Source organism: Pseudooceanicola nanhaiensis DSM 18065 (assembly GCF_000688295.1).
GTDB classification, from domain to species: Bacteria; Pseudomonadota; Alphaproteobacteria; order Rhodobacterales; family Rhodobacteraceae; genus Pseudooceanicola; species Pseudooceanicola nanhaiensis.
In genome coordinates, this window is sequence record NZ_JHZF01000014.1 from 77,370 (window position 1) to 91,466 (window position 14,097).

Genomic DNA, 14,097 nt, shown 5'->3' on the forward strand with positions numbered 1-14,097 from the left:
GATGACGGAGCGCCCGCCGGGGGATCGGCGGGCGCTTCTGCTTTTCCGGGTCGGGCGGTTACCCGGCCACCACCATCACGGCCTTGGTGTTGGTGAACTCCTTCATCCCGAAGCCGCCGTGCTCGCGGCCATAGCCCGAGCGTTTCACGCCGCCGAAGGGCATCTCGGGCGTCGCAAGGCCGAAGCCGTTGATGAAGACCATGCCGGTGTCGAACTCGGCCTCGGCCAGTTTCACCGCGCGGTCCACGTCGCCCGACATGATGCCGCCGCCGAGCCCATAGGGGCTGTCGTTGGCGATGCGCATGGCGTCCTGGGCATCCTTCGCCCGGATCAGCGAGGCGACGGGGCCGAAGAGCTCGTCGTCATAGGCGGGCTGGCCGGGCGTCACCTCGTCCAGCACGGTGGCGGGGTAATAATAGCCCGTGCCCTCGGGCTTCTCCCCGCCGCAGAGGATCTTCGCACCTTTCGAGACGCTCTCCTCCACCTGCTTGTGCAGCGTGTCGCGCTGGTCGCCGGTGACGAGCGGGCCGAGCTGCGTGCCGTCCTGCGTGGGATCGCCGACCTCCACGGCCTTCATCTGTTCGACGAAGGCGTCGCGGAACCTGTCGTAGATCGCATCCACCACGACGAAGCGCTTGGCGGCGACGCAGGTCTCGCCGTTGTTGTAGATCCGGCCCGTGACGCAGGCCTTCACCGCGGTCTCCAGATCGGCGTCCTCGAGCACGACGTAGGCGTCGTTCGAGCCGAGCTCCAGCACCGACTTCTTCAGCGCACCCGCCGCCTTGGCACCGACATGTGCGCCCGCGCCGGGGCTGCCGGTCAGGGTCACGCCGCGCACCTTGTCGTGTTCGATGATCGCGTCCGACTGGTCGTGGTCGATCAGCAGGACGGTGAAGAGGTCCTTCGGCAGGCCACCCGCCTCGATGATCTCGGCCAGCATCAGGCCGGAGCCGGTGCAGGAGGCCGCGTGCTTCAGCAGCACGCCGTTGCCCGCCATCAGGTTCGCGATGGTGTAGCGGATCACCTGGTAGGCCGGGAAGTTCCACGGCTGGATGCCGTAGATCACCCCGATGGGCGCATGCACCACGCGGCCGCGCTTGCCGTTGGAGATCGCGCGCTCCTCGGGCGCCAGTTCCTTCGGCCCGTGCTCGGCGGTCCAGTCGCAGATGGCGGCGCAGAGCTCGACCTCGTCGCGCGAGGCCGAGAGCGTCTTGCCCATCTCGCGGGTCATCAGGGCGGCGAGGTCCTCCTTGCGGTCCCGCAGCGCCTTGCCGATGCCGCGGAGCACCTCCGCGCGGTCCTCGACCGACCGCGTGCGCCATTCGAGGAAGGCGGCGTGGCAGGCCTCGACCGCGGCGTCCGCGGCGTTGTCGGTCATGTAGGTGTAGGTCTCGATCACCTCTTCGGTGGCCGGGTTGATGGTGTTGAACGTGCCTGGCATGGGGATCCTTTCCGCGGGAAATCCGGATGGGCGGGCGCAGGGCCCTTTCCAGAGGCAACGGGGGCCTCGGCGCGTTGTTCCCTCACGAAATTCTGTTCCGCCAAGGCCTTGTCCGGGCGCGGGAAAGGGCACGGCGGCTGGTTGACGGGAGCCAAGGCTGATATAGCTTTCGAGAACCCTCCGTTCGTCACAGGGATCCCCGACGGTCATGGACAGCCACCCCGCATCCGGGTCGGAAGACACCTCGGACCTCATCGCATGCCCGAAATGCGACGCGCTCTACCGCGTGGTCGAGCCCGACCCGCGTGAGCGGGCGGTCTGCGCGCGCTGTCACACGGTGCTGATCGCGCCGCGGGCCCGGGCCGGCATGCAGCTGATCGCGATCTCGCTCACGGTGGTGATCCTCGTGGTCGCGGCAACGATCTTTCCGTTCCTGACGATCCACATCGGGGGCGCATGGCATTCCAGCTCGATCCTCGACGCGGCGCTCAGTTTCCGCGGCGGCACCTTCTACGCGCTGGCCCTGACCGTGGCGGCGCTCATCGTCTTCTTTCCGGTCCTGCGGGCGCTGCTCACGCTCTACGTGCTGGTGCCCGTGGTCTTCGACCGCCCGCCCGCCCGTGGCGCCAGGGCCGCCTTCAACCTGTCCGAGAGCCTGCGCCCCTGGTCCATGGCCGAGGTCTTCGCCATCGGCTGCGCGGTCGCGCTGGTGAAGGTCGTCGACCTGGCCGACGTCGAATTCGGGCCGGCCTTCTACATGTTCTCGTCCCTCGTGATCCTGGTCGTCGTGCAGGACACCTTCTTGTGCAGGTACTCGGTATGGAAAGCCCTGGAAGAATGATCACGGCGCGGGACGCCGGGCTCGTCGCCTGCCGCCGCTGCACGCGGGTCTGGCCGATGGGCACCGAATATTGCGGCCGCTGCGGGCACGAGATCACCTCGCGCCACACAAAGTCGCTGCAGCGGGTGTGGGCGTGGTGGATGGTGGGGCTGGCCTGCTACGTGCCCGCCAACGTGCTGCCGATGCTGCACACGAGAACGCTGGTGATGGTCGACGAGAGCACCATCATCGGGGGCGCGGCCGAGCTTGCCCAGCACGGCAACTGGGGTGTCGCCATCGTCATCCTCGTCGCCTCGGTGCTGATTCCGATGGGCAAGTTCGCCGTGATCGCCGCGCTCGCGCTCGGCGTGCGCCACGGCAGCCAGCTGAGCGAGCTGCGGCGGCAGCAGCTGTTCGAAATCGTGGAATACATCGGCCGCTGGTCGATGATCGACGTCTTCGTCGTGGCCCTCCTGTCCTCTCTGGTGCAGCTCGGGGCGCTCGCCGCGGTGGCTCCGGGACCGGCAAGCCTTTACTTTGCCTTGTCGGTCATCTTTACCATGCTCTCGGCACAGGCCTTCGACAGCCGCCTCATATGGGACCCCGACACCACAGTGACGCATGACGAATACCAGGGCGCGCCGGAGCGACGCGCCGAATGACCGAAACGCCTCCCAACGTCCCGGTGCGTCCGCGGCGCCGGTCCTTCCTGGAACGTGTCTCCATCGTGTGGATCATTCCGTTGGTGGCGCTCGTCATCGCCCTTGGCGTGGCGTGGCAGACCTACACCAGCCGGGGCCCGGTGATCGACATCACCTTCGAGAACGCCAGCGGCGTCACCGCGAACGAGACCGAGCTGCGGTATCGTGACGTGGCCGTCGGCGTCGTGGAGCGCGTGACCTTCACCAATTCGCTCGACCGGGTGCTGGTTCGGGTGCGCCTGGACAAGGACGTGGCGCCCTATGTCGACGACGAGGCGCAGTTCTGGGTGGTGCAGCCGCGGATCTCGACCGAGGGGATCGAGGGGCTCGACACCGTCCTGACCGGGGTTTTCATCGAGGGCCTGTGGGACAACGTCCCCGGCGTGCCCGCGGATCAGTTCGAGGGTCTGGCCGAGGCGCCCCTCTCGCGCGACGGGCGCGGCGGCCTGGCGATCAAGCTGCGCGCCACGGGCGAGGCGGGGATCACCGAGAACGCGCCGCTGGTCTATCGCGGGATCGAGGTGGGCCGGGTCGGCCGGGCCGAGATCTCGGATGACGGCAGCACCGTCGAGGCCGAGGCGATGATCTTCGAGCCGCACGACCGGCTGGTCTCGGACGCGACCCGCTTCTGGGACACCTCGGGCTTCACCTTCAAGCTGGGCCCCGCGGGGGCCGAGATCGACTTCTCCTCCGTCGCGACGCTGATTTCCGGCGGGATCACCTTCTCGACCGCGGTCTCGGGCGGTCTGCCCGCGCGGGACGGCGCCGTGTTCTCGGTCTTCCCGGACGAAGAGACCGCGCAGGCCAGCGCGAATGCGACCGAAGGGGGCGAGCCCCTGTTCCTGACCGCGATCTTCGAAGAGAACGTCGCGGGCCTGTCGACCGGCAACCCGGTCGATCTGGGCGGCATCCGGGTGGGCCGGGTCACGGCCGTCAACGGCATGGTCGATCAGGAACGCTTCGGCGACCGCAATGTGCGGCTGGCGGCGACGCTGGCGATCCGGCCGGGCCGGCTGGGCCTGCCCGAGGGCGAGGCGACCCCGGGCGCGGCGCTGGCCTTCCTCGACGAACTCGTCGAGGACGGGCTGCGCGCGCGGCTGGTGACGTCCTCGATCCTGACCGGCGGGCTGAAGGTCGACCTGACCAAGGTCGACGGGCTCGAAACCGCGCATATCGACACCGAGGCGCAGCCGAACCCCGAGATCCCGACGACCGAGGCGGACATCGCCGATGTCACCGCCACGGCGGAAGGGGTCTTCGAACGGATCAACTCGCTGCCGATCGAGGAGCTGATGCAATCGGTGATCGGCGCGCTCGACAACGTCAGCAGCTTCATGGGCAACGACGATCTGCAGCAGCTGCCGGGCGATGTACGGGGCCTCGTGGGCGACGCCCGCGGCGTCGTCGGCTCCGAGGCGGCGCAGCAGCTGCCGGTGGAGCTGACCGCGGCCGTGACCGAGGTCCGGACCCTGCTGGAAGAGCTGAACGAACAGCAGGCGGCGACCCGTCTTCTGAGCGCGATCGACGACGTTTCGGCGGCCGCGCAGGCGACGACCGCCGCCCTCGACGGGGCGCCCGAGCTGATCGCGGACATCGACGTGGTGGCCAAGCAGGCGGCCGAGCTGGGCCTCGACGAGATGGTGGCCGAGATCACCGCGCTTGCGGCGAGCGCCAATGCGCTCTTCGGCAGCGAGGCGGCGCAGGCGCTGCCCGCCTCGGCGGCGGCGAGCCTCGAGACGCTGAACACCTTCCTGTCGGACCTGCAGGACCGCGACATCGCGGGCGCCGCGACCGAGGCGCTGAACGCGCTGCGCGACGCCGCGACCGAGGTCTCCTCGTCCGTGGAGGGCGTGCCGGCGCTGGTCGAGAAGATCGACGCGGTCGCGGCCAACGCGCAGAACCTGCCGCTGGAAGAGCTCGCCAACGAGCTTCAGGGCGTGCTGACCAACGTGAACGCGGTCATCGGCACCGAGGCGGCGCGACAGCTTCCGGCCTCGGTCCGCGACGGGATCGCGGAACTGCAGGGGCTCATCGCCGAGCTGCGGGCGCAGGACATCGCGGGCAAGGCGGGCGAGGCGCTGGCCTCCGTCCGCTCCGCCGCGCAGGATGTCTCGACCTCGCTCGACGGGGTGCCGGCGCTGATCGAGAAGATCGACGCGGTCGCCGCCAAGGCCGAGACGCTGCCGCTGAACGAACTGGCCGACGACCTGTCGAGCCTGCTCGAAAGCGCCGACGCGCTGATCGGGACGGACGCGGCGCGGCAGCTGCCCGCGGACCTCTCGGCGGCGCTCGGTTCGCTCCGCCAGATCCTCGACGAGCTGCGCGAGGGCGGGGTGATCGAGAACGCCAACCAGACCTTCGCCTCGGCCCGCGCGGCGGCGGACAACATCTCGGCCGCGGCCTCGGACCTGCCGGCCCTGATCCAGCGCGCCGAAGCGGTGCTGGCGCAGGCCTCCGAGACGCTGCGTGGCTATGACGCCAACGGCATCGGCCGCGACGCCTCGCAGGCGCTGCGGGAGGTGGAGCGCGCGGCGGCGGCCGTCTCGGCCCTCGCCCGGGCGCTGGAACGCAAACCGAACTCGATACTCTTCGGAAGGTAGGACGATGCGAACGAACCTGATCGGTGCCACCGCGGCCCTCGCCCTTCTCGCCGGATGTGGCGACAACGCGCTGCGCTACTCGGTGCCCGCGGTGCCGGTGACGCAGGAGCGCGTCGGGATCGCCTACAACAGCGTCGAGGTGCTGGCGGTCTCGCTGCCCAGCTACGCCGCGGCCGAGGAGATCTACATCCGCGGGGCGGACGGGGCGCTGACCTCGTCCACCGACCTGCTCTGGTCCGACGACCCCTCTCGGGCGGTGACGCTCGAGCTGACGCGCTACCTGGGCCAGATCACCGGCGCGCGGGTCGCGCCCGAGCCCTGGCCTTTCGCCGAGCGGGCCGCGGCCCGGCTCGATGTCCGGGTCGAGGAGATGTACGCCGAGCCCGGCCGCTTCGTGATGACCGGCCAGTTCTTCGGCGCGCCCGAGGACGGCGGCCGCGACCGCGCGGGCCTCTTCAGCCTCGCGGCCCCCATCCCCGAGGGCGGCGGCGCGGCCGCGATCGCCGCGGCACGGGCGCAGGTGATGCGCGATCTCGCGGCGGATATCGCCCGCCGGGCGCTGCGCTGATCCGGCGGAATCCCGGCGGATTCCGGCCTAGCGCCGTCCCCGAGTGTTACAAATGTTTCTGTTTCCGGCGGGATCGGGGGCGGGAAAAGCAACTATGGGCGCAACGTGACGGAACGGGCCTTAATTAGACTTTGACGCATTGCATGATGTTTTTATGATCTCTATGACAGCGTGCGATCGGTGACCGTCTGCGCCATTCCCTTACGGCCCCGACACCCATAATGAGACGCTCGCGTCGGAGGGAAGAGTGGACAAGCCGAACCCCAAGAGTTCGAGTTTCGAGGCCTATGCGCGCCGCCGTTTCAGAATGGCCGGTTCCGCGCTGCTTGAAGGTGGGCACCCCTGGTTTGCCGCCACCGACAAGGTCGCCGAGGAAGCTGCCAAGAAGCCCGGCGGATACGTCAGCTTTGCACATTACGATTATCTCGGCCTGCTGAAGGACCCCCGCGTCACCGACGCGGCCAAGCAGTCGATCGACGATTTCGGCAGCGGGGCCGGTGCCTCGCGCCTCGTCGGCGGGGAGCGCTCGGCGCACCGCAAGTTCGAAGAGGACATGGCGGAGTTCCTCGGGGTCGGCGGCGTGCTCGCCATGATCTCGGGCTACCTGACCAACATGTCCATCATCTCCCATATCCTGGGGCCGCGCGACCTGGTCATCACCGATGACCTCGCGCACAACTCCATCGTCATGGGGGCGAAGGCGGGCAAATTCGCTTACAAGAAATTCCGCCACAACGACCTCGACCATCTCGAGCACCTGCTCGAGACGGAGCGGTCGAACTACGCCCGCGTCCTGATCGCGGTCGAGGGACTCTACTCGATGGATGGCGATCTCGCCGACCTGCCCCGGCTGGTCGACATCAAGGATCGCCACGACGCCTGGCTGCTCCTCGACGAGGCGCATTCCTACGGCGTTCTGGGTGAAACGGGCGCAGGCCTGTGCGAACGCTGCGGGGTCGATCCGGAACGGGTCGAGCTGCAGATCGGCACACTGTCGAAAAGCTTCGTCTCCTCCGGCGGCTTCATCGCCGCCTCGCGCGAGGTGATCGAATGGCTGCGCTTCACGCTGCCCTGCTTCGTCTACTCGGTGGGCCTCTCGCCCGCCACGCTGGCGACGGCGCAGACCGCGCTGGACATCCTGAGGGCCGAGCCCGAGCGTGTCCGGCAGCTGCGCCACAACTCCCAGTATTTCCTGAGCAAGGCCCGCGCGGCCGGGCTGAACACGCATACCGCGCTCGGCGAGGCGGTGATCCCCGTGCTGTTCCAGACGCAGGCGCAGACGCTCGCCGTCTCGCACATCCTGCTGGAGCAGGGGATCTTCGCGCCGCCGATCATCCACGTCGGCGTACCGAAGGACCTGCCGCGCATCCGGTTCTTCATCTCCGCCGGCCATCAGGAGGCCGACATCGACCGCGTGGTCGCGGCTCTGGCCGAAGCGGCCGAGATGACGGCCGACCTCGCGGGCAAAGCTGTCGGAACATAACCGCATGGCACAGACCCGAACCGCGACCCCGGCCCCGGTCAGGGGGCTGGTGGCGCTTCTTTTCGCGTTTCTCACCGCCCTGATCCTCGCCGCCCCCGCTTGGGCGGCGCCCCAGCTCGACCTCGTGTCGCGCGACACCACGGCCGCCCTGCCGGTGATCCGAAAGGACTACCCGGTCCCGAACGACGGCGGGCAGGTCTTCTATATCCAGCGCTCGCCGAACGCCAACACGGTGGTCTACGGCACCCGCGTCGCAGGTGGCCAGATCGACCCGAAGGCCCCGGTCTCGGCCTATTGGCGGCGGTTCAACACCGGCGGCGAGGCCAAGGCGCTTGGCGGGCTGGAACGGCGCATGGCCTACGGGGTCAACGCGCAGCCCAATGGCGATGGCACCTACCGGGTGACCTTCAGGGCGCTGCCCGCGAAATCCATGACCCTGCGGATGGAGGGTGGCCGTCCGGCGCTTTTCATGCCAATGGGCAACGCGGAAGCGCGTTTGATCTATGCCTACCTCGATGTTGAGGACGGGCTGATCCCGAGCGTGACAGGCCTCAAGATAGTCGGGCGCCTGCCTTCGGGACAATACGTAACTGAAACATATCGAGTGAAGGGCGGAGAGCTCTAGGAATGACAACAGACAAGAAGGCCCCGATCCGGGTGGCCATCGCCGGGGTCGGGAACTGTGCAAGTTCGCTCGTGCAGGGCGTCAGCTACTGCAAGCGCATGGGCGACAAGGCCATCGGGGTCAGCTTCCCCGAACTGGGCGGCTACGCCCCGACCGACATCGAATTCGTCGCAGGCTTCGACGTCGATGCCCGCAAGGTGAACAAGTCGCTGGGCGAGGCCATCATGGCCGAGCCCAACTGCACCGCGATCTTCGAGACCGAGGTGTCCGAGCACACCGCCGTGGTCCGCCGCGGTCCGGACCTCGACGGCGTGTCGAACTTCATGCGCAACCAGGACCCGCGCCGCGCCTTCCAGGTGTCGCCGGAACCCGCGCTGTCGAAGGACGATGTCGTCTCGGTCCTGAAGGAGAGCGGCGCCGAGGTGCTGATCATCTTCCTGCCCGTCGGCTCCATCGAGGCCGTCGAGTTCTACGCCCAGTGCGCGCTCGAGGCGGGTGTCTCGATCGTCAACGGCATCCCGGTCTTCATCGTCTCCAACCCGACCTGGGCCAAGAAGTTCGAGGATGCGGGCATCCCGGTGCTCGGCGACGACTTCAAGGCCCAGTTCGGCGCGACGATCATGCACCGCGCGATCACCCAGCTCGCCGACATGCGCGGCGTGCAGATCGACCGGACCTACCAGCTGAACGTCGGCGGCAACACCGACTTCCTGAACATGATGGACGGCGACCGGCTGGCGATGAAGCGCGAGTCGAAGACCGAAGCCGTTCAGGAAAGCATGAAGGCCCGGCTCCAGAACAACGACATCCGCGTCGGACCCTCGGATTACGTGCCGTGGCTGAACGACCGCAAGGTGGCCTACATCCGTCTCGAAGGCCGTCTCTTCGGCGGCGTGCCGACGAGCGTGGAGATGCGCCTGGAAGTCGAGGACAGCCCGAACGCCGCCGCCGAGGCGCTGGCGGCGATCCGCTGCGCCCGCATCGCGCGCGACCGCGGTCTTGCCGGTCCGGTCAAGGCGGCCTCGGCCTTCATCTTCAAGCACCCGCCCGAGCAGATGGGTGACGAAGAGGCCTATCGCAAGATGATCGAGTTCGCCGAGAAGGCGGACGGCTGATGCCAGCGCCCGGTCAGCGCGCCCCGGCCTGGGTATCGGGCGGGTCGAGCGGGATCGGGCTCGAAATCGGGCGGCTTCTGGCTGCCCAGGGGCGCCCCGTCGTGCTGATGGCACGGAACGGGGCGCGCCTCGAGGCCGCCGCCGCCGACATCCGGTCGGGCGTGAGCGGGGCCGAGGTGCTCTGCATTCCCGTCGATGTCAGCGACCGTGACGCGGTGGCCGCCGCCGCGGCGCAGGCCGTGGCGGCCCATGGCGCCCCCGGCTGCGTCGTGGCAAGCGCGGGGATCGTCGAGCCCGGGCTCTTCCTCGAGCAGCCGCTCGAAAGCTTCGAGCGCCAGATGGCGGTCAATTACCACGGCAGCCTCTACCTGCTGCACGCCGCCGCGCCCTTGATGCGGGACGCGGGCGGCGGCCAGATCGGGCTGATCGCCTCGGCCGCGGCCTTCTTCGGGATCTACGGCTACGCGGCCTATGCGCCGACGAAATACGCCGTCCGCGCCCTGGCCGAGGTGCTGCGCGTCGAACTGGCGCCCGACAACATCACCGTCACCCTCTGCTATCCGCCGGACACCGACACGCCGCAGCTGGCCGCCGAAAGGCTGACGAAGCCCGAGGCGACCTCGGTCATCACCGGGGGCGGCGGGCTCTGGCAGCCCGGGGCGGTCGCCGCGCGGCTCGTCCGGGGGATGGAGAAGGGCCACTTCGCCGTCACGCCGGGCTGGCAGGTGAGCCTGCTGAACCTCATCGCGCCGCTGATCGCCCCGATCCTGCGCTGGCACCAGGGCCGCGTGATCCGGACGTTCGCAAAATGATCGCCCCGCCGCCGACCCTGGGCGTCGTCGCGGCCGCGCTGGTCGTGCTGGCGCTCGGCTATGCCATCGTGGGCGCGATGATGTGGATCCCCGCCACCTCGGCCAGTGCGCGGAAGATCTGGCCGATCCTGAACATCGAGGCGCTGACCGTCGGCGCGGTGCTGGTGATCTTCGCCTTCGCGCCGGTGCTCATGGTCCCCGCCATGCTCGCCTTCACCCTGCGCGTGGTCTGGGAGGCCGCCTCGGTCCGCCACCGCCCCTCGGGCGGCGGCCACGCGGTGTTCTGGGCGGGGGCCGCGGGCGCGGTGCTGATCCTCTGCTTCCTGCTGCCCTGGACCGTCGCGGTCGCGGCGCTCGGCCTGTCGTGGCTGGCCGCCGCCGCCTGGCGCCTGGCCCGGCCCGGGGAACCGGCTGCCGACCTGCTGGTCTTCCCGGTCCTGCCGCTGCTGGCCTTCGCCACCGCCTGCGCCGGCACCAACCCGGCGATCTTCCTCGCCGCCTGGATCGGGATCGAGACCTTCGACAGCTACGCGCTGCTCGCCGGCAAGGTCTTCGGCAGGCGCAAGGCCTTCCCCGTCCTCAGCCCCAACAAGACCATCGAGGGCCTCGCGGGCGGCGTCGCCATGCTGGTCCTCACGGTCCTCGTGGCCGCGGCCTTCCTCGACAACCTGAGCTACGGCCGGGCGCTGGCCTTCGCGCTGCTGATCGGGGTCTTCACCGTGACCGGCGACCTTGCCGCCTCGCTGATGAAGCGCCGCGCCGGGGTGAAGGACTTCCCGCCGCTGGTGCCGCACCAGGGCGGCCTTTTCGACATCTTCGACAGCTGGATCGCGACCGGCGGCGCGCTCGCCGTTCTGCTGGCGGTCTGGGCAGGGTAGGGTGTCCGGGCCATGCGTCCCTATTTCCGCCTGACCCTCCGCCCGATCCTCGCGACCTCGCTCATCATCCTCGCGCTCGTCGAGATCGTCTTCCTCTCGGAACAGTTCACCGGGCTGATGGACCGCGTCCTCAAGACCGGGGGCACCGGCTGGGACCTCGTGCGGCTGCTGCTCTGGGAGGTGCCCGAGATCCTGGACCTCGCCCTGCCGGTCGCGCTGCTGGTCGGCGTGCAGAGCGCCGTCGGCCGCGCCCGCACGCAGGGCGAGCTGGTCGTGCTGACCGCCGCGGGCGCGCCGGTCGGGGGGCTGGTGCGGGGCGTGCTGCTGGTCGGACTGCTGGGCGGGCTGCTCAGCTTCGCCATCGCCGGGATCATCGCGCCCGCCGCGAGCTATGCCCAGAGGGTCGCGCTGCACGCGCTGACCGTGCAGCACATCCGCGCCCGCATATCGGAGCCGGGCGAGAGCGGGTCGACCTTCCGCGCGCAGGGCGTCGATTTCGTCGCCACCGGCGCGGATGATGCGAGCCCCTCGCTCATGGTGCGGCGCCCGGCCGACGCCCGGCCGTGGCGCTTCGCCTTCGCCGGGGAATGGGAGGTGACGGGGCCCGACGAGGACGGTGAGCGCGGCAACTTCCGGCTGGGGCAGGTGACCGCCTTCGGCGATCTGCCGCGGCTCGACGGCGAGATGACCGAGGCGCAGATGAACCGCATGGCCGCCGGTTCGGTCGACGTGGGCTTCGACATGGACGACATCCTGCCCGTGCTCGACCGCACCCCGCGCGAGAACGAGCGCCCGGTGGTGCCCGCGCTGCAGGCGCTGATGGCGGGCGAGGTGCTGGAAGAGGCGACGAACCCCGAACGCATCGCGCGCATCTGGGCCCGGGCCCTGCTGGTGCCGGCCGCCGCCCTGCTGGCGCTGATGGCCGTCTGGGGCGGCTCGGTGCGGGGGGTGCGCGCCGCCGCCCTGCCGCTGGCGCTTCTGGCGCTGGTGGCCTGCGACCTCGTGACGAGGGCATGGCTGGGCGGGATCGCCGCCGGGCCGTCGCTCTGGGCGGCCTCCGGGGTGGTGACGCTGGCGCTGCTCGGGCTGCCGCTGGCCGCGCTCTGGCGCGCCGGCGAGGCGCTCGTCCGGCCGGGGCGCGGCTGATGGCGATGCGGAGCCTCACCGGCCGGGCCATGCGGATGGCGCTGCGCGAGCATGTCGCGGCCTTCGTGATCGTGCAGATGGTGCTGATCTTCATCGCGCTGATGCTGGATTTCGCGGACAGCTTCGAGTCGATCCGCGCCGCCGCCGAGGGGCGCAACCTCGTGGCGGTCATCGGGCAGTATACGCTCTACCGCACCGCCGACATCGTCGCGCGGCTGATGCCGGTGGCCGCGCTCCTCGGTGCCTTCCTGGCCGAGATCCGGCGGCGGGCGCTGCTCGAGACGGTGATCCTTTCGGCCGCCGGGGTCTCGGCCCTGCCGACCATCGCCGCGCTCTGCTGGATGGGCGCGGTGACCGGCTGGCTGCAATGGAAGCTGGAACGCGACTGGCGGCCCGCGGCGGTCTTCGCGCAGGTCGAGCTGGGCGCGGGCGATTACGCCGAACGCTATGCCGAGGGTCTGACCGACGACCAGCACTGGTTCGTGCGCGAGGATTCCGCGCTGGCCGGACGTGTCCTTGTCGGGCCGCAGCCGGAACTGCGCGAGGTCAGCTATTTCATCGGCCTGAACGGGGCCGGGTTCGACCGGCTGATCCGGGCCGACACGGTGCGGCCCCTCGGCGGCGGGCAGTGGGAATTCGAGGATGCCGAGATCTGGACCTCGACCCCCGACGGCCGCCTGATCGGCCTGCCGGCCCAGACCATGGAGCTGCCGCTCTGGTTCCAGACCAACCGGCTGCGCTATCTCAACCCCTCGGCCTATTACCTGCCGCAGGAGGTGCTGCTGACCCGGGCCGAGGCCGATCCCGAGGATCCCTACATGCGCACCACGATCTGGCGGCGCGGGACGGCATGGCTGCTGCCGGGCCTGTTCTCGATCCTCGGGGCGACGCTGGCGATGACCGGCTTCCGGGGGCGGGTGACACGGGTGCCGATCCTCGTCGGGATGGCCTTCGGCGGCTACCTCGTGACCCTGTCGCTCAAGATCTTCTGGGCGCTCGGCGAACAGGGCGCGCTGTCGGTGCCGGTGGCGGTGCTGATCCCGCCGGCGCTGGCGCTGACGATTTCGGCCGTGCTGCAATGGCTGATGCACCGGGAATCCCGGGGACGCCGCCTGCCGCTCGGCTGAGGGCGGATCAGATCGCCTTGCGCCGCGCCGCCTCCACCAGCCCGGCGCTGGCGCGCGGCCAGACATGCTCGCGGGCATGGGCGAGCATCTGTTCGTCGTCCACCTCGGCCCAGGCGAGATCCGGGATCAGCGGGCAGTGGAAGTCCGTGTCCTGCGCGAAGGCCACGACGCCCGCCTCGTAATCGAGCTTGGGCCGGTCGGCCAGCAGCGCCTCGGCCGTGCCGCGGAAGGCCGCGACATGCGCCGCGGTGAAGGCGGTGATGCCGACAAGCTCGCCGCGCGGCGCGTCGCTGCGGTGATCCGCCTGTTTCGACATGTCCACGAGGTTGCCCGCGGCGTCGGTCCAGACATAGACCTCGTCCCCCGCGCCGGTCGGGCCCGACAGCACCATGCCGGAGCCCGCCGCGATCAGCGGATCGAGCGCGCGCGGCTCGTACATGATGTCGGATTCGAGCACCAGCAGCGGCCCGTCGAGCCCCGCGAGCCCGGTCATCATCGACCTGAGGCTGCCCGTCGTCGCATAATCGGGGTTGTGGATCAGCTCCACGCCCGGCGTGGCCGAGAATTCCTGCTGGTAGAGTTCCGACAGGTGGCCCGTCACGATCCGCACCCGCTCGACCCCGCGCGCGGCGAGATGCATGACCGAGGCGCGCACCAGCGGCAGCCCGTCGAGGGCGATCAGACCCTTGGGCGTCAGCCGTCCCCGCGCGCCCATGCGCACACCAAGACCCGCCGCGACGATCAGCGCCGTAAACTCACCCATTCGCTCTTTCTCCCGGAG

General features: G+C 69.8%; 13 protein-coding genes. 11 read left to right on the top strand and 2 right to left on the bottom strand.

The genetic code is table 11. From position 1 onward, the window contains the following. Positions 1-58 precede the first annotated feature (58 nt). Positions 59-1,441 (bottom strand): NAD-dependent succinate-semialdehyde dehydrogenase, encoded by a 1,383-nt coding sequence (locus tag Q344_RS0117410; protein ID WP_028287888.1) that lies wholly within the window; start codon positions 1,439-1,441, stop codon positions 59-61. Between the two features lie 208 nt (positions 1,442-1,649). On the opposite strand from Q344_RS0117410, the gene Q344_RS0117415 reads away from it, so the two are divergent. The 11 genes from Q344_RS0117415 to Q344_RS0117465 all read left to right on the top strand — a co-directional run bounded on the left by Q344_RS0117415 (position 1,650) and on the right by Q344_RS0117465 (position 13,316). Further along, positions 1,650-2,282, top strand: a complete 633-nt coding sequence (locus Q344_RS0117415; protein WP_028287889.1) for a paraquat-inducible protein A — start codon at positions 1,650-1,652, stop codon at positions 2,280-2,282. After that, on the top strand, positions 2,279-2,923 hold the full coding sequence (locus Q344_RS24310) for a paraquat-inducible protein A (protein ID WP_051630788.1): 645 nt from the start codon (positions 2,279-2,281) through the stop codon (positions 2,921-2,923). The genes Q344_RS0117415 and Q344_RS24310 overlap by 4 nt, the downstream gene beginning before the upstream one ends. After that, complete coding sequence (locus Q344_RS0117425) at positions 2,920-5,562, top strand: MlaD family protein (protein WP_028287890.1); 2,643 nt, start codon at positions 2,920-2,922, stop codon at positions 5,560-5,562. Before Q344_RS24310 ends, Q344_RS0117425 begins: the two co-directional genes overlap by 4 nt. A 4-nt stretch (positions 5,563-5,566) precedes the next feature. Beyond that, positions 5,567-6,130 carry a PqiC family protein gene (locus tag Q344_RS0117430; RefSeq protein WP_028287891.1) on the top strand — a complete coding sequence of 188 codons (564 nt, stop codon included), beginning with the start codon at positions 5,567-5,569 and terminating at the stop codon, positions 6,128-6,130. A 247-nt stretch (positions 6,131-6,377) separates the two neighbouring features. Further along, on the top strand, positions 6,378-7,613 hold the full coding sequence (locus Q344_RS0117435) for an aminotransferase class I/II-fold pyridoxal phosphate-dependent enzyme (protein ID WP_028287892.1): 1,236 nt from the start codon (positions 6,378-6,380) through the stop codon (positions 7,611-7,613). Positions 7,614-7,617: 4 nt separating this feature from the next. Further along, entirely contained in the window at positions 7,618-8,238 is a 621-nt protein-coding gene (locus tag Q344_RS25220) for a DUF4833 domain-containing protein (protein ID WP_051630790.1), read from the top strand. A 2-nt stretch (positions 8,239-8,240) separates the two neighbouring features. Beyond that, on the top strand, positions 8,241-9,353 hold the full coding sequence (locus Q344_RS0117445) for an inositol-3-phosphate synthase (protein WP_036539824.1): 1,113 nt from the start codon (positions 8,241-8,243) through the stop codon (positions 9,351-9,353). Next, on the top strand, positions 9,353-10,165 hold the full coding sequence (locus Q344_RS0117450; protein WP_028287894.1) for an SDR family oxidoreductase: 813 nt from the start codon (positions 9,353-9,355) through the stop codon (positions 10,163-10,165). The genes Q344_RS0117445 and Q344_RS0117450 overlap by 1 nt, the downstream gene beginning before the upstream one ends. Next, positions 10,162-11,043 carry a phosphatidate cytidylyltransferase gene (locus tag Q344_RS25225; protein ID WP_051630792.1) on the top strand — a complete coding sequence of 294 codons (882 nt, stop codon included), beginning with the start codon at positions 10,162-10,164 and terminating at the stop codon, positions 11,041-11,043. The genes Q344_RS0117450 and Q344_RS25225 overlap by 4 nt, the downstream gene beginning before the upstream one ends. A 12-nt stretch (positions 11,044-11,055) precedes the next feature. After that, on the top strand, positions 11,056-12,189 hold the full coding sequence (locus tag Q344_RS0117460) for an LptF/LptG family permease (protein WP_028287895.1): 1,134 nt from the start codon (positions 11,056-11,058) through the stop codon (positions 12,187-12,189). Next, entirely contained in the window at positions 12,189-13,316 is a 1,128-nt protein-coding gene (locus Q344_RS0117465) for an LptF/LptG family permease (protein WP_028287896.1), read from the top strand. Before Q344_RS0117460 ends, Q344_RS0117465 begins: the two co-directional genes overlap by 1 nt. A gap of 7 nt (positions 13,317-13,323) precedes the next feature. Here Q344_RS0117465 and Q344_RS24325 read toward each other — a convergent pair whose 3' ends face one another. Then, positions 13,324-14,079 (bottom strand): phosphocholine cytidylyltransferase family protein, encoded by a 756-nt coding sequence (locus Q344_RS24325; protein WP_028287897.1) that lies wholly within the window; start codon positions 14,077-14,079, stop codon positions 13,324-13,326. Positions 14,080-14,097: the final 18 nt, after the last annotated feature.